Origin of the sequence: Microbacterium sp., assembly GCF_051860965.1 — a bacterium.
Taxonomy (GTDB): Bacteria; Actinomycetota; Actinomycetes; order Actinomycetales; family Microbacteriaceae; genus Microbacterium.
Genome location: NZ_JBIMKU010000009.1, coordinates 125,776 through 145,405 on the forward strand (window position 1 = coordinate 125,776; position 19,630 = coordinate 145,405).

Genomic DNA, 19,630 nt, shown 5'->3' on the forward strand with positions numbered 1-19,630 from the left:
TCATCCGTTCCGGAATCGATCCCGCAGCTTCGAGAAGAGCCCCTGATGGAACTCGGCGAGCTTGGGCTCGGGTGCCTTCGTGCGCTTCGCGAACTCCTCGATCATCGCGCGCTCCTTGCCGTCGAGGCGCGTCGGTGTCACGACATGCACACCGACCTTGAGGTCGCCGCGCTGCGTGCCGCGCAAGGGCATGATCCCGCGGCCCTTGATCGTGAGGATGTCGCCGGCCTGCACACCGGGGCGCAGCTCGAGCTCCACCGGCCCGTCGAGCGACTCGATCGTCGTCGTCGTGCCCAGGATCGCGTCGGGCATCGAGACGTCGATCGTCGCGAGCAGGTCGTCGCCGTCGCGGCTGAAGATCGGATGCGGGTTGACGTTCACCTCGATGTAGAGATCGCCGTTCGCGCCGCCTCCCGGACCGACCTCGCCCGACCCGGGCATCTGCAGACGCAGGCCCGTCTCGACGCCCGCCGGCATGTCGAGCGAGACCGTGCGGCGGGCGCGCACCCGGCCCTGGCCCTGGCACGTCGCGCACGGATACGGGATGGTCGTGCCGTACCCCTGGCACACGTTGCACGGGACGCTCGTCATGACGTTGCCGAGGAGGCTGCGCACCTGGCGCTGGATCTGGCCCGACCCGTGGCAGATGTCGCACGTGACGGGCGAGGTGCCGGGCTGGCAGCACGAACCCTGGCAGGTGTCGCAGAGGATGGCGGTGTCGACCTCGAGGTCGCGGTGCACTCCGAAGACCACGTCGCCGAGATCGAGGCTGACGCGCACGAGGGCGTCCTGCCCCCGCTCGCGCCGCGATCGCGGTCTGCCACCGCGCCCGCCGCCGGCGGCGCCGAAGAACGTCTCGAAGATGTCCCCGAATCCGCCGAAGCCCCCGGCTGCACCTCCGCCGCCGCCGAACGGCGAGTCGCCGAGGTCGTAGCGCTCGCGCTGCTTGGGGTCGCTCAGGACGTCGTAGGCGTGCGTGACCTCCTTGAAGCGCTCCGACGCCTCCTCGCCCGGATTCACGTCGGGGTGGAGCTCTCGCGCGAGACGCCGATACGCCTTCTTGATCTCATCGACGCTCGCGTCGCGCGAGACCCCGAGGACCTCGTAGTGGTCAGCCACAATCGCCTTTCCGCCCGTGCCTCGCACGGGGATCTTCCGTTGCCGTCTTCGCCTGCGCGATCGGCGTCATGCCTCCGGGGCGCCTAAGCGCCCCACCTCGTCTCATCGGCCGCCTCAGCGCGCGGCCTCGTCCTGCGCGCCGCCTGCACGACCCGCGTCATCCGGCGCCCCGTGCGAACGGCCCGCCTCGTCTTCGTCGAGCAGCCGCGTGAGATAGCGGGCGACGGCACGCACGGCACCGAGATTCGTCGCGTAGTCCATCCGCATCGGCCCCATGACGCCCACCCGCGCGCGAGCGCCCGTCGCGTCGTACTCGCTGGCGACGATGGATGCCTCGGCCAGCCCGAACTGCTCGTTCTCGCGCCCGATGCTCGCCGCGAGGCCCTGCTCGTCGGTCGCCATCTCGCTCATGAGCCGCAGCAGGGTCACCTGCTCCTCGATCGCCTCGAGAAGCGGATAGATGCTGCCGCGGAAGTCGGCCTCGCTCCGCGCGAGGTTGGCCGTGCCCGCCATGACGAGACGATCCTGACGGAACTCCTCGAGCTCCTCCGCGATGACGCGCACGATCGCGCTGACGGCCGCGCCGGCCGCCGCATCCGCCGGGGGCCGTGCCGCGTCGCCCGCCAGCCGTTCGTCGATGCGCTGCAGTCCTTCGCGCACCGATCGCCCGACCAGCAGGTCGCCGAGCTCGGCGCGCATGCGCGCGACCTCGGGGTCGTCGAACTCGGCACGCACCCATGCCATGCGCTGCGAGACGCGGCCGGTGTCGGTCACGACGATGACCAGCATGCGTCCGCCGCCGAGCTGCACGAGCTCCACATGCGTCACATTGGCCCGCGCGAACGAGGGGTACTGGACGATGGCGACCTGTCCCGTGAGCTGAGTGAGCGCCCGTACCGTGCGCACCAGCGTGTCGTCGAGATCGCCGGGGCCGTCGAGGAACGACGAGATGGCCGACCGCTGTGCGACGCTCAGCGGTCGGAGCTCGGCCAGATGGTCGACGAAGACGCGGTAGCCCTTGTCGGTGGGGACACGGCCCGACGAGGTGTGCGGAGCCACGATGAGCTCTTCATCCTCGAGCAGCGCCATGTCGTTGCGGATGGTCGCGGCGGACACGCCGAACGCGTGGCGTTCGACGATCGTCTTGCTGCCGACGGGCTCGCGCGTGTCGACGTAGTCCTGCACGATCGCCCGCAGCACCTGCAGACCTCGTTCGCTGACCATGTCACCCGCCTCTGGCACTCGTCGGACCGGAGTGCCAATTCTATCCGATGCCGACCCGCGGGATCCGGATTCACTCGGTGAGCGCGCGGACCACGGCATCCGCCAGCAGCCGCCCCTTGCGAGTGAGCACGATGCGACCGCGCACCGCGTCCCCGCCCTCGACCAGCCCGTCGGCGATGAGCGCTGCGACGGCGTGCCGTCCCTCGCCCAGCAGCTCTGCGACGGGGAGCCCCTCGCGGATGCGTGTGCGCAGCAGCACGCTCTCGAGCGCGCGGGCTGCGGCATCCGGGGTCTCGCGCCCCGCCGCGGGCGTCTCGCCGCTCGCAAGCCGCTGCGCGTAGGCCGCAGGGTGCTTGACGTTCCAGAAGCGCGTGCCCGCGATGTGGCTGTGCGCACCGGGACCGAAACCCCACCAGTCGGTGCCCGTCCAGTACGCGAGGTTGTGGCGCGAGCGATGCTCCGCGCCCCGCGACCAGTTCGACACCTCGTACCAGTCGAGCCCGGCCGCACCGAGCAGATCGTCGGCGAGCTCGTACATGTCGGCCTGGAGATCGTCGTCGGGCGCGGGGACCTCGCCGCGACGGATCTGCCGCGCGAGCTTCGTGCCGTCCTCGATGATGAGCGCGTAGGCGCTCACGTGATCGGACTCGAGCGCGACCGCCTGCTCGAGCGATGCCCGCCAGTCGTCCAGCGACTCCCCCGGTGCGCCGTAGATGAGGTCGACGCTGACGTCGAGCCCTGCGCTCCGGGCGGCCGCGACGGCGGTGGCGACGTTCTCGGGCGCGTGCGTGCGATCGAGCGCCGCGAGCACGTGCGGGACAGCCGACTGCATGCCGATCGACAGGCGTGTGACGCCGGATGCCGCGAGCTCCGACGCGACGGCGTCCGTCACCGTGTCGGGATTCGCCTCGACCGTGATCTCGGCGCCGTCGTGGACACCGAAGGCGCCGCGCACGCCGTCGAGCATGCGCGCGAGATCGCCGGGCGGCAGGAGCGTCGGCGTGCCGCCGCCGAAGAAGACCGTGCTCGCGGGCCGCAGAGGTCCGAGTCCGCTCAGCACCCGCTCGGCGAAGGCGACCTCGCGCAGCAGCGTGTCGGTGTACTCGTCCTGGCGCGCGCCGCGGAGCTCCGACGAGGTGTACGTGTTGAAGTCGCAGTAGCCGCACCGCACGCGGCAGAACGGCACGTGCAGATAGACCCCGAAATCCGTCGCGTCGTCGACGACCGTCCCGGACGGCAGCGATCCGTCCGCCGGCACGGACTCGCCGCTCGGCAGTGCGGAGCCCATCCGCTACGCCGGCGTCGTGTACAGCGGCGAGATCGCGCGCAGGTAGCGCGTGAAGAGTTCGCGGCGACGGCGCCTCACGAGTGCCGGCAGCATCCGGTACAGCACGGCGACCGGCGCATCGAAGGCGCGCACCGTGAACCACACCTCGTCGTTGTCGCGCCAATCGAGCATGAAGGACTCTTCGCCGCTGACCACCGAGCCGCCCATCGTGCCGAGCGCGAAACCGACCCGACGCGGTTCCTCGACCGCGAAGATGACACGCAGCTCGCCGCCCGCGTTCAGACCCGCCACGCGGCCCTCGAGCGTGATCGTCGTGCCGCCGGCGACGAACGGGGTTCCGTCGCCGTCGAAGCGCTGGTCGGCCTCGGTGCGGCTCGGCGCGACCGGATTGCCCTCGGCGTCGAAGCTCACGCCCGAGTACATGGGGCCGGATGCCGGACGCACATCCTTCAGCGAGAGCCCCGCGCCGCGCTGCGCGGCCCAGGACAGCAGTGCCTCGCCCGCTCCCGCGAAACGGGCCTCACCGCTGCCGATGCGCCACGACTCCTCGGCCGGCGCGCTGCGCTCGGGCGGATACTGCATGAGATCGGGGGCCTGCGTCGCGCCCACGGCGGCGTAGTCGACAGTCCCGTCCCGAAAGGTTCCACGCCGCATGGCGACCAGCCTACTTGGCGCCCTTGCCCTCGACGTCGCCCGAGAGCGCCGCGATGAAGGCTTCCTGAGGGACTTCCACGCGTCCGACCATCTTCATGCGCTTCTTGCCCTCCTTCTGCTTCTCGAGCAGCTTGCGCTTGCGCGTGATGTCACCGCCGTAGCACTTCGCCAGGACGTCCTTGCGCATCGCCCGGATCGACTCGCGCGCGATGATCCGCGCGCCGATCGCGGCCTGGATCGGCACCTCGAACTGCTGGCGCGGGATGAGCTTGCGCAGGCGCTCGGTCATCATCTGGCCGTACGCGTAGGCCTTGTCGCGGTGGACGATCGAGCTGAAGGCATCCACCTTGTCCCCCTGCAGCAGGATGTCGACCTTCACGAGATCGGCCTCCTGCTGCCCGCTGGGCTCGTAGTCGAGGCTCGCGTAGCCCTGCGTGCGCGACTTCAGCTGATCGAAGAAGTCGAAGACGATCTCGCCGAGCGGCATGTTGTAGCGCAGCTCGACGCGCTCCTCGCTGAAGTACTCCATGCCGAGCAGCTGCCCGCGGCGCCCCTGGCAGAGTTCCATGACGGTGCCGACGTAGTCCTTCGGCAGCAGGATCGCGGCCTTGACCATGGGCTCCGTCACCGACGCGACGCGCCCGTCGGGGTACTCGCTCGGGTTCGTGACGGTGATCTGCTGGCCCGTGTCGGTCAGCACTTCGTAGATGACCGACGGCGCCGTCGTGATGAGGTCGAGGTCGAACTCGCGCGCGAGACGCTCCGTGATGATCTCGAGGTGCAGCAGCCCGAGGAAGCCGCACCGGAAGCCGAAGCCGAGCGCGACGGAGGTCTCGGGCTCGTACTGCAGAGAGGCGTCGGACAGCTTGAGCTTGTCGAGGGCTTCGCGCAGGACGCTGAAGTCGCTGCCGTCGATCGGGTAGACCCCCGAGAAGACCATGGGCTTCGGGTCGGTGTACCCGGCGAGGGCGTCGGAGGCGGGCTTGCGGGAGTTCGTGATCGTGTCGCCGACCTTGGACTGGCGCACGTCCTTGACGCCCGTGATGAGATAGCCCACCTCGCCCACGCCGAGGCCCTTCGTGGGCACGGGCTCCGGGCTCGACACGCCGATCTCGAGGAGCTCGTGCGTCGCCTTCGTCGACATCATCTGGATGCGCTCGCGCGGCTCGAGCTTGCCGTCGACCATGCGGACGTAGGTGACCACACCGCGGTACGAGTCGTAGACCGAGTCGAAGATCATCGCGCGGGCCGGAGCATCCGCGTCCCCCTTGGGAGGCGGGATCTGCTCGACGATGCGGTCGAGCAGCTCCTCGACGCCGACGCCCGTCTTGCCGCTCACGCGGAGCACGTCATCGGGATCGCCGCCGATGAGGTTGGCGAGCTCCTTCGCGAAGCGGTCGGGGTCCGCGGCCGGCAGGTCGATCTTGTTGAGGACCGGGATGATGTGCAGGTCGTTCTCGAGCGCGAGGTAGAGGTTCGCGAGGGTCTGCGCCTCGATGCCCTGCGCGGCGTCCACGAGCAGGATCGCGCCTTCGCACGCGGCGAGCGAGCGCGACACCTCGTACGTGAAGTCGACGTGCCCGGGCGTGTCGATCATGTTGAGCGCGAAAGTCGTGGCATCCGTCGCCCACGGCATGCGCACGGCCTGCGACTTGATCGTGATGCCGCGCTCGCGCTCGATATCCATGCGGTCGAGGTACTGCGCGCGCATGTCGCGGTCGGCGACGACGCCGGTGATCTGGAGCATGCGGTCGGCCAGCGTCGACTTGCCGTGGTCGATGTGGGCGATGATGCAGAAGTTGCGGATCAGCTCGGGCGGGGTGGCCGACGGCTCGAGAGGCTTCAGGGCGCGCGGTGACATATCCTCTCGAGTCTACCGGCGTCGGGGTGCGGGAATCCGCCGGAGGCCCTCGAGGAGCGACTCCCGATCGCTCGCGACGCAGACGCGGATCCATCCCTCGCCCGAGGCGCCGAAAGCCGTGCCGGGCGCGACGGCGACGCCCTGCTCGTCCAGGAAGGACTCGCACCACGCTCCGACGTCCCCGCCCGACACGTGCGAGACGTCGAGCCACAGGTAGAAGGCGCCGGTCGGCGGGAGGTACCGGATGCCGCGCGCGTCGAGTTCCGCCGTCGCCGCCGACAGGTTGTCGCGGTAGTGGCGCTTCGCCTGTTCGACAGTGGCCTGGTCCCCCGTGAGGGCCGCGAGGGCGGCGCGCTGGGCCGGCGGGTCGATGCAGCTGACGAGCGACTCCTGCACGCGGAGCATCGTCGGACGCCATCCCGGCGGCACGACGAGCCAGCCGACTCGGGCTCCCGTCATCGCGTACGTCTTCGACATCGAGAAGACGCTCAGCACGCGGTTGTCGCGGTCCAGCGCGGCCGGGCTCGCGTGCGGCGTGCCATAGGTGAAGCGCTCGTACACCTCGTCGCTGACGACCCACAGGTCGTGCCGGCGGGCCACGTCGAGCAGCGCCTCGACGGTCGCGCGATCGAAGGTGGACCCGAGCGGGTTCGAGGGCGTGTTGACGATGAGGACTCGAGTGCGGCGAGTGATGAGCGCCTCGAGTTCCTCGATGTCGGGCTGGAACCCTCGCTCCGGACGAAGCGTGTACGGCACCGGCGTCGCCTGCAGCAGATGAGCGTTCATCGTGAAGGTCGTGTAGCCCGGATCGGGCACCAGCACCTCGTCGCCGCGCGCGAGCGTGAGAGCGAGCGCCATGTGCAGCGCCTGGGTCGCCCCGACCGTGACCCACACCTGCTCGACGTCCACGTGCAGGTCGTTCTCGCGCGCGAGCTTCGTCGCGATCGCCTCGCGAAGGGGAAGGATGCAGCCGTTGGGCGCGTACCGGATGTCGCCCGCCGTCCATGCATCGGCGCCGGCTGCGCGGGTCTCGGCGCCGGCGACCTCGCCCGGCTCGCCGACCGCGAGGATGATCGTGCCCGGCCGCCGGAGCGCGCGCTCGAGGATGTGCCGCACACCGGACCCCGGCATCCGTTCGACGTGGGCGGCGATCTCGGGCATGCGTCGATGCTACGTCGGCCGCGCTGGGTAGTTTGGAGGCATGGTCGTGCAGGTCGTGCTCGTGCACGGCATCCGCACGTCTGCGACGATGTGGCGCGCGCAGGTGGCGCATCTCGAAGCGCGCGGCATCGGCGTGACCGCGGTCGATCTGCCGGGCCACGGCTCGCGCATGAGCGAGGAATTCACCCTCGCCGGCGCGCTCGAGACGATCGACGGGGCGGTGCGGGATGCCGCGACCCGCGGCCCCGTGCTGCTGTCCGGCCACTCGATGGGCGGCCTCGTCTGCATCGACTACGTCGGCGCGACCGACCCGCCGCCGGTGGCGGGCTTCATCGCGGCATCCTGCACCGCTGTTCCGCGCGGCATCGGACTCGCGACGTATCGAGCCCTCGCCCGGCGGTTCGATGCGCTGCCCGACCGAGGCATGTGGCTGACGAACCGCGTGCTCGACGCGACGCTCCCGCCCGAGACGCGGGCCGACTTCGGCGCGGGCGGCTACGCGTTCGACACACAGGACATCGCACTCAAGAGCCTGTCGGTGCTCGACCTGCTCGCGGCACTCCACCGGATCGACGTGCCGCTGTGGTTCATCAACGGCCAGTACGACCAGCTGCGCGTCAACGAGAGACTGTTCCTGCGGGTCGCGCAGCATGCGGAGCTGATCGTGGTCCCCCGGACGACGCATCTCGTGACGGCGATGCGGCCGCGCGTCTTCAACGCCCTGCTCGACGTCGCGATCGCGACGCTCGATTCTCGGGCGCCCGACGGTAACTGGTAGACTCGGTGTTTGGCTTGCGTGTGGGGTCCCACCTCCGCACGACGTCGCGAGCGGCCCCTCTACCCGTAACGCGACAAATCCACATCAACACTCATACGAAGGACCATTCAGCGTGGCCAACATCAAGTCGCAGATCAAGCGCAACAAGACCAACGAGAAGGCGCACGAGCGCAACAAGGCCGTGAAGAGCCAGCTCAAGACCGAGATCCGTCGCACCCGCGAGGCCGTCGCCGCCGGCGACAAGGCAGCTGCCGAGAAGGCGCTCGCGACCGCGACCAAGAAGCTCGACAAGGCCGTGAGCAAGGGCGTCATCCACGAGAACCAGGCCGCGAACCGCAAGTCGGCCATCGCCAAGCAGGTCGCCGCTCTCTGAGCCGCATCGCTTTCCGCTGAAGCCCGTCCCCTCCCGAGGGGGCGGGCTTCCGCTTTGCCCGCCTGACGTGTCGGGCGCCAAGCGCTGAGCCACGACGCGGGGCTCCAACTCAGGCGCGCGCGCGAGTGCGCGCGGGAGCGGTCAGCGTCGCGCTCTGCGCATGCGTTTCCGTCGGAGAATCGCCGTTCGGTCGGACGATTCGCGCCCGATCCTCCGACCGAAGGCCGATTCTCCGACCGAACACGCAGCGCTGCGGCCGCGCCACGATCGCGACGCGCTCGCGTCGTGGTGACGCTTTGCGCCGGCTCACCGTCGGAGAATCGCCGTTCGGTCGGACGATTAGCGCCCGATCCTCCTACCGAAGGCCGATCCTCCGACCGAACACGCGGCGCCGCCGACTGGGCCCGATCCGCCCACCCTCCCCTAGCCGGCCATGCCTCCCGACTGGGTGCGTGGCTTCCCCACCCAGCCCGTCACCGCCCGAGCCTCGGCCCGCTCCTGCACCCTCGATCCGCACCGCCGACCGGACGACGAAGGCGCGCGAGAGCGCGACCGAACGTCGAGCCGGGCACCCGCGGTGCCGCGATCCCCGCGCGTGCCCGGCGCGTCAGGCGCCGTACGGAGCGCGTGTCGCGATGACGGTGATGAGTCGCTCGAGCGCGAAGACGGAATCGCGGGAACCGCCCTTGACGTCGACATCCGCCTGGGCGGCCGCCTGGATCGCCATGCCCAGCGACGTCTCGTTCCAGCCCGAGAGGTCGCGACGGGCGATGTCGACCTGCCAGTCCTTGAGCCCCAGTCGCGACGCGAGTGCGGTGCGGGATTCGCGGCTGCCCGCGACACGTGCCATGGTGCGCAGCTTCATCGCGATCGCCGCGACGAGCGGCACCGGATCGGTGCCCGATGCGAGGGTGTGACGCAGCGCGACCAGCGCGTCACCGTAGCGACCCGCGATCGCGGTGTCGGCGACGGTGAAGGCAGAAGTCTCGACACGCCCGCCGTAGTAGCGCTCGACGACCTGATCGGTCACGTCGCCCGGCACGTCGGCGATGAGCTGCTGGCACGCGGCGGCGAGCTCGGTCACATCGTCGGAGAACGCCGAGACGAGCGTGCGCAGCGCGGTCGGCGCGATGCGCTTCTGCGCCGCGCGGAACTCCCCCGCCGCGAAGTCGAACTTGTCGGAGTCGCGCTTGATCGCCGCGCACGGGACCTCGACTCCCCCGCCCGTGCCCGACCTGACGGCATCGAGCAGCTTCTTCCCGCGCACGGTGGCTCCCGTGTGCCGCAGGACGACCGTCGCCCCGTCCTGCGGGTTCTCGAGATACGACAGAGCCTCGGACAGGAACGCGTCGGAGCACTTCTCGACGCCCGACACCCGCACGAGCCGCGGCTCGCCGAAGAGCGACGGCGACGTGACGGCCAGGAGCTTGCCCGCGGCGTAGTCGTCAGCACGGATGTCGGAGACCTCGAGACTCGCGTCCTCGGCGCGCAGATAGTCGCGCAGCGCCGACATCGCGCGCTCCGCGCAGACCTCTTCTGGGCCGGACACGAGAACGACGGGGGCCGGCTGCGGGTCACGCCAGGACAGCTGCGGGATCGCCGTGCGAGCGGAGGCCGCGGACGATCCTCGAGCGGGTCGTCGCGCAGCCGGTGCCATGCTCTCAGCCTACCGAGCGGCGCCGACGGGCGGGCCCCGCTCGCGCCAGACCGTGAGGGCGTCGGACCTCGTCGAGATCGCGATGAGACCGTCCGCATCCGTCCGTGCGATCGTGGCGCCGAGCGAGGTGAGGACCTCGAGGATCTCGTCGCGCGGGTGGCCGTGGTCGTTGTCGGCGCCCACCGTCACGAGCGCGAGCGCCGGCCGAACCGTCTCGTACAGCGCGGCATCCTGATCCGCGCTCCCGTGGTGCGCCACCTTTACGACGGCGTACGGAGGGGCGATGGATGCTGTCAGCACCGCCTGCGGCGACGCCGAGAGATCTCCCAGGAGCAGCGTGGGCGGGATCCCTCCACCGCGGACGTCCAACACGACGCTGGCGTCGTTGCCGCTCGGGAACGCGCGGCTCCGCCCCCGGGGCCAGAGCACGCGCCAGTGCGCTTCGCCCAGCGCGCCCTGCATGCCCTCTTCGGCCGCGACGACGCGGGCTCCGTCCGCGGAGAACGGCGCGAGGAGCAGCTCGTCTGCTCGCGATGCCGTGGGCCCGTGCATCACGACGTCGACGCGGCCCCGGACGGCGTCGAGTCCGCCCACATGGTCCAGATCGAAATGCGTCAGCACGAGAAGCTGGATGCGGTCCACGCCCACGCGATCGAGGCACGCTCTCAGCGGCGCCGCCGACGGCCCGGTGTCGACGAGCGCGACCGCACCCTCCGATCGAAGGAGGACGGCATCCCCCTGCCCGACGTCGCACGCGATGATGCTCCACTCTCCGGGGATCGTCCACCGACCGGCGACGCCGGCCAACGCGGCACCACCGCCGACCACCCCGATCGTGACCGCCACGACGAGCCCCGACACGACCCGCGCCGTCGTACGCCGCCGGGGCAGCGCCACGAGCAGGCCGATCGCGATCCCGACGGCAGCGAGCAGTGCGAATCCCGGCCAGCCGTCGACCCATGGCACGAGGTCCCCCGGCAGGTGGGTGACGGTCGTCGCCGTCGTGGCGATCCAGGATGCCGGTACCCAGGCGAGGCCCGCCAGACCGGCCTGGAGCACGGGCACGGGCGCCGCGAGACAGGCGGCGAGCCCGATCACGGTCGCGAGCGGGGCAGCGGGGGCGGCCAGCAGATTCGCCACCACGCCGTAGACCGGCACGGACGGCTCGATGAGGATGAGCAGCGGCCCGCAGGCGAGTTGGGCGGCCAGCGGAATCGACAGCCCGAGTGCGAGCGCGCGCGGCAGCCGGCGTGCGAGACCGTCGGCCAGTGGGCGTGCGAACAGCAGGAGGGACGCGGTCGCGGCGGCGGAGAGCGCGAAGCCGAGGGACCCGGCGAGCCAAGGATCGGCGATCAGCAGCGCTGCGACGGCGAGGCAGAGCACCGCCGTGCCGATGCCCGGGCGCCCGAGCAGGAGCCCGCCCATGGCGATCGCGGCCATCGCGCCCGCCCGCACGACGCTCGGCTCGGGGGTCACGAGCAGCACGAACCCCGCGAGAGCCGCGAGCCCGACCACGACGCGCAGCCGCCGACCGGCGCCCATCGCGGCCGCGCCCGCGAAGGCGAGGCCGACCACGAGCGCGCAGTTGGCACCCGAGACGGCCGTCAGGTGCGACAGCGACGAGCGCTTCATCGCGGCATCCAGTGCCGGATCCACGGCCGAGGTGTCGCCGACCGCGAGCCCGGGGACGAGGCCGGCACCCGGCCCGGGGAGTCCGTCGATCGCAGCCACCAGCCCCTGACGCAGTCCCGCCGTGACGGCGAGCACACCGGTGGGCGCGGCATCGACCGTGATCCCGCGCGACGCGCGCAGCGCGAGCACGGCGCGGTCGCCCGGCCAGCCCGGCGCCGCGGTGCCCCGGACCACCACGGTCGAACCGACGTCGAGCGCTCCCGGCGGCGCCTCGACGCGCGCCGGGTCGACCACGACCGTCACCTCGACGCGCACGGCCGTCGCATGCGATCCGGTCGTGAACCGCGACGCGATCGCATCGAATCCGATCGAGCCGTCGGAGCGCTGCTCGATCTTGCCGACGACGCTCACGATGGCCTCGATCGCGCGACCGCCGTCGACGCCGAGGGACGACGCCTGCACGCGAGCGGGCTGCGCGAAGGCGACGTGGGATGCCGCGGCCCCGCCCGCGGCGCAGGCCAGCGCGACGACGACGACCGCTCGCAGCAGCGCCGGACGTCGCCACCGGGGTACGGCCGTCGCCGCCAGCCCGCACAGTGCGAGCGCCCAGCCACCTGCGGCGAGACCGGGTGCGGCATCGGGGGCTTGCGTCGCGAAGAACGCCGTCGCCCACGCCACCGCGACGACGGGCACGAGATGGAGGCCGCGCCGGAACATCAGATCGTCACGAGCTCGCGCAGCCCGTCGAGCATCTTGTCGCCGATGCCGGGCACGGCGAGAAGATCCTCGACACTCGTGAAGCGGCCGTTCTCGTCACGCCAGTCGATGATGCGCTGCGCAAGGGCCGGGCCGATCCGAGGGAGTGTGTCGAGGGCCGCGGCATCCGCGGTGTTCAGATTCACGCGTCCGTCCGAGGCTGCGGCCGGACCCGCGGGCGGTGCCTCACCGGCGACGGGCACGAGCAGCTGCTCGCCGTCGCTCAGCGGTCGCGCGAGGTTCACGGCATCGCGTGCGGCTCCGTCGAGCAGCCCGCCCGCCGCCGCGATCGCATCGACGACGCGTGCATCGGCGCCCAGCACGTACAGCCCGGGCGCCGCGACCGCGCCGGCCACGTGCACGTGGAGCCCTGCAGAGGTAGGCTCCGCGGGGCCCGCGTCGACCGTGACCGCCTCGACGGGCGTCGTCGCACCCCGCAGCACGCCGATTCCGACCGTCACCGCCAGCACGACGAGAACCGCGACGACCGCGGCGCCGAGACCGAGGCGTCGAAGGGGCGAGGCGGGGCGCTCAGCGGGTTCGTCCGGTGTCACGCGCCCACGCTACGAGCGCGGGGAACGCGGGATGCCGTGCGATGACCAGCCCGGGGATGACGCGACGCCGGGCGACGCTGGGGAGGAGACTCAGCGGGTGCTGAAGCTCACCACCTTCGGAGCTCGGACGATCGCCCGCACGATCTCTCGGTCTGCGAGCGAGCGCAGCACGCGCTCGTCCGTGCGTGCGAGCTTCTCGAGCTCGTCCGACCCGATGCGCGCGGGCACGTCGAGGGTGGCGCGCACCTTGCCGTCGATCTGCACGACGGCCGTCACCGACTCCTCGACGAGGAGCATCGGATCGGCCTGACGCCATGGCACGAGACCGACGAATCCGTCGTACCCGAGGATCTCCCACATCTCCTCGGCGGTGTGCGGCGCGAAGAGGTCGAGCACCATCGCCGTCACCTCGGCGGCTTCGCGCACAGCGGGATCGGCTGCTCCCGCACCCGTGTCGATGACCTTGCGCGTGGCGTTGACGAGCTCCATGAGGCGCGCGACGACGACGTTGAACTTGTTCTGCTCGATGAGACCCGAGACGTCCGCGAGCAGACGGTGCGTCACGCGACGCAGGGCGATGTCCCCCTCGGCCCAGATCACGTCGGGATCGCTCGTGACGTCGCTCGCGACACGCCAGGCGCGGGCGAGGAACTTCTGGGCACCCGTCGTCGAGACGTCCTCCCAGTTGATGTCGTCCTCGACCGGTCCGGCGAACGTGATCGCGACCCGCGATGCATCCGCCCCCGGATCCTTCATGCTCGCCTCGAACTCGACGAGGTTGCCCTTGCTCTTGGACATCTTGGAGCCGCCCAGCAGCACCATCCCCTGGTTGATGAGGCTGGAGAAGGGCTCGGTGAACTCGATGAGGCCCATGTCGAAGAGCACCTTCGTGATGAAGCGCGCATACAGCAGGTGCAGGATCGCGTGCTCGACGCCGCCGATGTACGAATCGACGGGAGCCCACCGGTCGGCCTCGCGCGTCGAGAACGCCTTGGTCGGGTCACCCGGGTTGAGGAACCGCAGGAAGTACCACGAGCTGTCGACGAACGTGTCCATCGTGTCGGGGTCGCGCAGCGCGGGGTCGCCCGTCTCGGGGTCGACGGTCTGCATCCACTCGGTCGCCCCGCCGAGGGGCGACGTGCCCTTCGGCTTGAGGTCGAGGCCCACGGCGTCGGGGAGCTCGAGCGGCAGCTGATCGTCGGGCACGGGAACGATGCGGCCGTCCTCGGTGTGGACGACGGGGATCGGCGTACCCCAGAACCGCTGGCGCGAGATGAGCCAGTCGCGCAGGCGGAACGACTTCGCCGCGCGGCCCGTGCCGGCCGCCGTGAGCTGCTCGATCATCCGGGCTATGGCATTGCGCTTGGACAGGCCGTCGAGCGCGCCGGAGTTGATCATGCGCCCCTCGCCCGTGAGGGCGACGCCCGTCTTCGACGGCTCGAGGTCGTGGATGGATGCCTCGTCCGCACCCGGATCGATGGGAACGCCCTGCTCGTCGAGCTCGATGACGGGGATCGCACCCGTGATCGGCGCCGTCGTGTCGACGACCACCTTGACCGGCAGATCGAACGCGCGGGCGAAGTCGAGGTCGCGCTGGTCGTGCGCCGGGACCGCCATGACGGCGCCGTGCCCGTAGTCGGCGAGGACGTAGTCGGCGGCCCAGATCGGCAGGCGGTCGCCGTTGACCGGGTTGATGGCGTAGCGACCGAGGAACACGCCCGTCTTCGGGCGGTCGGTGCTCTGGCGCTCGATGTCGGACTCCTTGCGGACCTGCTCGAGGTACGCCTGGAAGCGCATCCGGACTTCGGCGTCCGACCCCGCGACGAGCTCGGCGGCCAGGTCGCTGTCGGGCGCGACGACGAAGAACGTCGCGCCGTGCAGCGTGTCGGGCCGCGTCGAGAAGACGGTGACCTTCTCGTCACGGCCTTCGATCTCGAAGTCGATGTCGGCGCCGATGGAGCGGCCGATCCAGTTGCGCTGCATCCGGATGACCTTCTGCGGCCAGAAGCCCTCGAGCTGGTTGAGGTCGTCGAGCAGGCGGTCGGCGTACTCCGTGATCTTGAAGTACCACTGCGTCAGGTTCTTCTTCGTCACCTCGGCGCCGCAGCGCTCGCAGTGGCCGTCGACGACCTGCTCGTTCGCGAGGACCGTCTGGTCGTTCGGGCACCAGTTGACGGGGCTCGCCTTGCGGTACGCGAGGCCGCGCTCGAGCAGCCGCTGGAACAGCCACTGGTTCCAGCGATAGTACTCGGGATCGCTCGTGTGCAGGATGCGGGACCAGTCGTACGACGAGCCGTACTCGCGGAAGCTCTTCTTGTGCTTCTCGATGTTCGCGTAGGTCCATTCACGCGGGTCCGCCCCGCGCTGGATCGCGGCGTTCTCGGCCGGCAGGCCGAACGAGTCCCACCCGATCGGGTTGAGCACGTTGTAGCCGCGGTGCCGCCAGAACCGGGCCACGATGTCGACGTAAGCGTAGTTCTCGGCGTGGCCCATGTGCAGATCGCCGGAGGGATAGGGGAACATGCCGAGCACGTACTTGCGCGGGCGCGTGTCGTCGTCGCCGCCGGCGCGGAAAGGGTCGTCCTGCGCCCAGCGCGCCTGCCACTTCTGCTGGATGGCGTACGCGTCGTAGCCGTCAGCGGGCACAGCGGTGTCGGGCGAAGAAGTCTGACTCACGGGGAAGGACCAATCGTGGAATGGCGGGGGCGCCGCCCATCGCCGGTCGGGCGAAGCGGGCACCGCCTTCCAGGTTACCGGACCGGCGCCTCACCAGCCGTGGGGCAGCGTGGCTCCCAGGGCTGCGAGCGGACCGCGAGCCTTGACCCCGACCTCTCTGACCTCGGCCGCGGCATCCGATCTCCACGTGATCCCGCCGCCCGCTCCGACGTAGGCGCCTCCGGGGTGCACGACGATGGATCGGATCACCATCGCGAGGTCCAGTGCGCCGTCGTCGCCGACCCAGCCGAAGCATCCCGCGAACACCCCGCGCGGCCCGCGTTCGAGCCGCTGCAGGATCGTCATGGCCGACAGCTTGGGAGCCCCCGTCATGCTGCCCGCCGGGAAGGTGGCATCGAGGAGCTGCCCCACCGTCGTGCCCGGCACGATCGCGCCCGACACGGTCGAGACGAGCTGGTGCACGGCGGGGTACGACTCGACCTGCAGAAGAGCGTCGACGCAGACCGATCCGGGCACGCACACGCGCGACAGGTCGTTGCGCATGAGATCGACGATCATGACGTTCTCGGCGCGCTCCTTCTCGTTCTCGCGCAGCTCGCGCGCGAGCGCCGCATCATCGGCCGCCTCCCGCCCCCTCGGTCGCGTGCCCTTGATGGGTCGGGTGCGCACGACGCCTCCCTCGACCTCGAGGAAGCGCTCCGGGCTCGCGCTCGCGAGTGCGACGCCCTCCCTGCGGACGATCCCCCCGTGGTGTGCGGGCGTCGCTCGGCGCAGGCGCCGATAGGCGTCCCCTGCGTCGATCGGCCCGTTCACCTCGAAGCGCGTCGTGAGACAGAGCTGGTAGGCATCACCTTCCCGGATGGCGTCCCGACAGCGCTCGATGAGCGCGGCGTACTCCGCGGGACGGTGCCGGGCGACGGCGTCCCCCCGTGCCTCCGCGGGCGGAGCCGCGAGCGCGGCCGCAGCCTCGTGCACATCGGCGCGGAAGTCCTCGATCTCGTGCGGCGGTGCGAACGCCCACGCGACCTGCGCGGCGTGGTCGAAGGCGACGAAGCGCAGTGCCCGCAGCCAGGCGACCTGCGGCGCGGCCGCGTCTGCAGGGACCGTCGGCGCACCGGCGCGGGCCGCGGCGTCCTCGTACCCGAGCCATCCGACCCACCCGCCTCGGAATCGTCCGCCCTCGAGACCAGTCGAGCCCGTCGCGCAGCGCACAGCTCGCACGCGTGCCGGGTCGTGCTCGACGCGGCCTTCGCCGACCCAGCTCCAGCCCGTCTCTGCGTCGGGGCCTGCGTCGAGCCAGAAGCTGTCTTCGCTGCGCGCAGCGAAGACATCGTGGACGGATGCCGGATCCCGCCACGCGTCGAGGGCGACGCAGACGAGGGACTCGGACATGGTTCCAGGCTAGAGCGGAGGAAGCCCCTCTAGGCTCGGAGCGTGAACGAGATCCTGTCGTGGCTGCTGGACACCGTCCAGAGCGTCGACCCGCTCGTGCGCACGCTCGTGGCGGGCCTCGCGATGATGCTCGAGACCAGCGTGCTGGTCGGCCTCGTCGTTCCCGGCGACACGATCGTCATCGTCGCCGGCACGGCGGTCGCCTCGCCGCTCGAGGGTGTGCTCCTGGGCGTCGCCGTCGTGATCGGCGCGCTCATCGGGGAGAGCATCGGCTTCTGGCTCGGTCGGGTGCTCGGGCCCCGCATCCGCGATTCGCGTCTCGGACGCAGACTCGGACGCCCGAACTGGGATCGCGCCGAACGTTACCTGCAGCGTCGGGGCGGACCGGCCATCTTCCTCTCGCGGTTCCTGCCCGTGCTGCACTCGCTCGTTCCCCTCACCGTCGGCATGAGCAACTACTCGTACCGGAGATTCCTCGCATGGACGACTCCCGCGTGCGTCGTGTGGGCCGCGCTGTACATCAGCGTCTCGGCCCTCGCCGCCGGCACGTACCGCGAGCTGGCCGATCAGCTGCACTACGCCGCGTACATCTTCGTCGCCATCATCGTCCTGTTCCTCGTCGGCGTCTTCGTGGCGAAGAAGCTCATCGAGCGGTCGGAGCGCAAGCATCTCGACGCCGCGGAGCACGAGGCCGGTACCACTCCCTCGGACGTGTAAGACTGGATCCGATGCCCGAGACCACCGCTGCTCCTGCGCGCACGAAGGTGCTGTGGCTCGCGCGACTCGAATACCGCTTCCACACATGGCGCGAGCGACGCGCTCGGGCCCGCGGGCTCAAGCCGACCGTCACTCCCTTCCCCGGCTACGCCGGGACCGACTGGGTGCGGGTACTCGGCCGCGCGATGATCGTGCCGCCCGTCAAGCTCCGCGGCACGGGTGAATACGCCTCGGTGCGCGGGTGGCGCAGCTTCGCCTCGGTACCCGTCGGCTACGCGCAGGTGCGGATCACGATCGGCGAGGTGACGCACGACGTCGTCTCCGATCGCGGCGGCGTCATCGACGCGGTGATCCCCGCGGCGCTCGAACCGGGATGGCAGACGTTCACGATGTCGGTCGAGCACAGCGAGCCCGTCGAGTCCCGCGTCTTCGTCGTCGGACCCGACGTCCGGTTCGGCGTCGTGTCGGACGTCGACGACACGGTCATGGTGACGGCGCTGCCCCGCCCACTCATCGCGGCCTGGAACTCATTCGTCATCGATGAGCACGCGCGTCAGCCCGTGCCGGGCATGGCTGTGCTGACCGAACGACTCATCCGCGACAACCCCGGGTCGCCCCTCGTCTACCTCTCGACGGGCGCCTGGAACATCGCCCCGACACTCAACCGCTTCCTGCGCCGTCACCTCTTCCCGCCGGGCGCGATGCTGCTCACCGACTGGGGTCCGACCCACGATCGGTGGTTCCGCAGCGGCAAAGCGCACAAGGCCGAGAATCTGCGCCGACTCGCGCGCGAGTTCCCCGACGTCAAATGGCTCCTGATCGGCGACGACGGTCAGCACGACGACGAGCTGTACACGACCTTCACGAGCGAGCACCCGGGCAATGTCACCGCCGTCGCGATCCGCCGGCTCTCCCCCACTGAGGCGGTCCTCGCCGGCGGACGCACGGCCGTGAACGACCACTCCGCCGCCGAGGTCCCGTGGGTCACCGGTGACGACGGCGCGGCGCTCCTCGAGCGGCTCGAGGCCGTCGGGGTCATCACCGCCGACGTCGGAGGCCGCGCGTAGGCTGGCCGCATGTGCGGACGCTTCGTCGTGGCCAGTGCCGGATCCGATCTCGTCGGCGTGCTGAGGGTCGACGTCGAGGGCGATGACCTGCCCGAGCCGTCGTACAACATCGCGCCCACGAGCCGGGTCGCGATCGTGCTCGACTCCGCGAAGTCCGAGCCCCCGACGCGACGGCTCGAGCCCGCCCGCTGGGGTCTCGTCCCCGCCTGGGCGAAAGACCCCAAGATCGGCGCGCGGGCGTTCAATGCCCGATCCGAAGAGCTCGAAGACAAGCCCATGTTCCGCGGCGCGCTGCAGAAGAGACGAGCGGTCGTGCCGGCATCCGGCTACTACGAGTGGAAGACGACGGATGACGGCAAGATCCCGCACTACATCCACTCCGCCGATGACGCGCCGCTCTTCTTCGCGGGGCTCTACGAATGGTGGAAGGATCCCTCGAAGCCCGAGGACGCCGACGACAGATGGCTCCTGAGCTTCACGATCCTCACCCGCGACTCGATCGGCAGGCTGGGCTCGATCCACGATCGCATGCCGCTGTTCGTCGATGCCGATCACGCCGACGCGTGGCTCGACCCCACGACCGAGAATGTGCGGGATGTACTGGACGCCGCGATCGACGCGGCCCCCTTGGTCGCCGAGACGCTGGAAGACCATGTCGTGTCGAGGGCCGTCGGCAATGTGCGCAACAACTCCCCCGAGCTGATCGAGCCGGCCGAGTAGC

General features: G+C 70.6%; 16 protein-coding genes. 5 read left to right on the forward strand and 11 right to left on the reverse strand.

Annotated features, from left to right (window positions below; genetic code table 11):
• The 6 genes from dnaJ to ACTIFV_RS16910 form a co-directional block, all read right to left on the reverse strand.
• Nucleotides 1-1,119 carry a molecular chaperone DnaJ gene (gene dnaJ / locus ACTIFV_RS16885; protein ID WP_439593965.1) on the reverse strand — a complete coding sequence of 373 codons (1,119 nt, stop codon included), beginning with the start codon at nt 1,117-1,119 and terminating at the stop codon, nt 1-3.
• A 114-nt stretch (nt 1,120-1,233) separates the two neighbouring features.
• A complete protein-coding gene (hrcA, locus tag ACTIFV_RS16890) occupies nt 1,234-2,343 on the reverse strand; it encodes a heat-inducible transcriptional repressor HrcA (RefSeq protein WP_439593966.1) in 1,110 nt (369 codons plus the stop codon).
• A 70-nt stretch (nt 2,344-2,413) separates the two neighbouring features.
• A complete protein-coding gene (gene hemW / locus ACTIFV_RS16895) occupies nt 2,414-3,631 on the reverse strand; it encodes a radical SAM family heme chaperone HemW (RefSeq protein ID WP_439593967.1) in 1,218 nt (405 codons plus the stop codon).
• A 3-nt stretch (nt 3,632-3,634) separates the two neighbouring features.
• The gene (locus ACTIFV_RS16900; RefSeq protein ID WP_439593968.1) at nt 3,635-4,285 is read right to left on the reverse strand and encodes a DUF1990 family protein; all 651 of its coding nucleotides are present in this window, start codon (nt 4,283-4,285) and stop codon (nt 3,635-3,637) included.
• A gap of 10 nt (nt 4,286-4,295) precedes the next feature.
• The gene (lepA, locus tag ACTIFV_RS16905; protein ID WP_439593969.1) at nt 4,296-6,146 is read right to left on the reverse strand and encodes a translation elongation factor 4; all 1,851 of its coding nucleotides are present in this window, start codon (nt 6,144-6,146) and stop codon (nt 4,296-4,298) included.
• A 12-nt stretch (nt 6,147-6,158) separates the two neighbouring features.
• Nucleotides 6,159-7,307: a pyridoxal phosphate-dependent aminotransferase gene (locus ACTIFV_RS16910; RefSeq protein ID WP_439593970.1), complete on the reverse strand. Its 1,149-nt coding sequence runs from the start codon at nt 7,305-7,307 to the stop codon at nt 6,159-6,161.
• A 40-nt stretch (nt 7,308-7,347) separates the two neighbouring features.
• Between ACTIFV_RS16910 and ACTIFV_RS16915 the strand changes: the two genes are divergently transcribed.
• Together ACTIFV_RS16915 and rpsT are read left to right on the forward strand one after the other, a co-directional pair.
• Nucleotides 7,348-8,085, forward strand: coding sequence for an alpha/beta fold hydrolase (locus ACTIFV_RS16915; protein ID WP_439593971.1), 738 nt, complete (start codon nt 7,348-7,350; stop codon nt 8,083-8,085).
• Nucleotides 8,086-8,197: 112 nt separating this feature from the next.
• A complete protein-coding gene (rpsT, locus tag ACTIFV_RS16920) occupies nt 8,198-8,458 on the forward strand; it encodes a 30S ribosomal protein S20 (RefSeq protein ID WP_248149587.1) in 261 nt (86 codons plus the stop codon).
• 607 nt (nt 8,459-9,065) lie between these two features.
• Here rpsT and holA read toward each other — a convergent pair.
• The 5 genes from holA to ACTIFV_RS16945 form a co-directional block, all read right to left on the reverse strand.
• Nucleotides 9,066-10,115: a DNA polymerase III subunit delta gene (gene holA / locus ACTIFV_RS16925; RefSeq protein ID WP_439593972.1), complete on the reverse strand. Its 1,050-nt coding sequence runs from the start codon at nt 10,113-10,115 to the stop codon at nt 9,066-9,068.
• A 9-nt stretch (nt 10,116-10,124) separates the two neighbouring features.
• Entirely contained in the window at nt 10,125-12,464 is a 2,340-nt protein-coding gene (locus ACTIFV_RS16930) for a ComEC/Rec2 family competence protein (RefSeq protein ID WP_439593973.1), read from the reverse strand.
• Complete coding sequence (locus ACTIFV_RS16935) at nt 12,464-13,057, reverse strand: helix-hairpin-helix domain-containing protein (protein WP_439593974.1); 594 nt, start codon at nt 13,055-13,057, stop codon at nt 12,464-12,466. Before ACTIFV_RS16935 ends, ACTIFV_RS16930 begins: the two co-directional genes overlap by 1 nt.
• Before the next feature lie 90 nt (nt 13,058-13,147).
• On the reverse strand, nt 13,148-15,733 hold the full coding sequence (gene leuS, locus ACTIFV_RS16940) for a leucine--tRNA ligase (protein ID WP_439593975.1): 2,586 nt from the start codon (nt 15,731-15,733) through the stop codon (nt 13,148-13,150).
• A gap of 90 nt (nt 15,734-15,823) precedes the next feature.
• On the reverse strand, nt 15,824-17,125 hold the full coding sequence (locus ACTIFV_RS16945; protein WP_439593976.1) for an anthranilate synthase component I family protein: 1,302 nt from the start codon (nt 17,123-17,125) through the stop codon (nt 15,824-15,826).
• Between the two features lie 42 nt (nt 17,126-17,167).
• Here ACTIFV_RS16945 and ACTIFV_RS16950 point away from each other — a divergent pair, with 42 nt between their 5' ends.
• Genes ACTIFV_RS16950 through ACTIFV_RS16960 form a run of 3 tightly spaced genes read left to right on the forward strand, consistent with a single transcriptional unit; the run spans nt 17,168 to nt 19,629 of the window.
• Nucleotides 17,168-17,842, forward strand: coding sequence for a DedA family protein (locus ACTIFV_RS16950; protein ID WP_439593977.1), 675 nt, complete (start codon nt 17,168-17,170; stop codon nt 17,840-17,842).
• An 11-nt stretch (nt 17,843-17,853) separates the two neighbouring features.
• Entirely contained in the window at nt 17,854-18,909 is a 1,056-nt protein-coding gene (locus tag ACTIFV_RS16955) for an App1 family protein (protein ID WP_439593978.1), read from the forward strand.
• Between the two features lie 9 nt (nt 18,910-18,918).
• Nucleotides 18,919-19,629 (forward strand): SOS response-associated peptidase, encoded by a 711-nt coding sequence (locus tag ACTIFV_RS16960; protein WP_439593979.1) that lies wholly within the window; start codon nt 18,919-18,921, stop codon nt 19,627-19,629.
• The last annotated feature ends 1 nt before the right edge of the window (nt 19,630 follow it).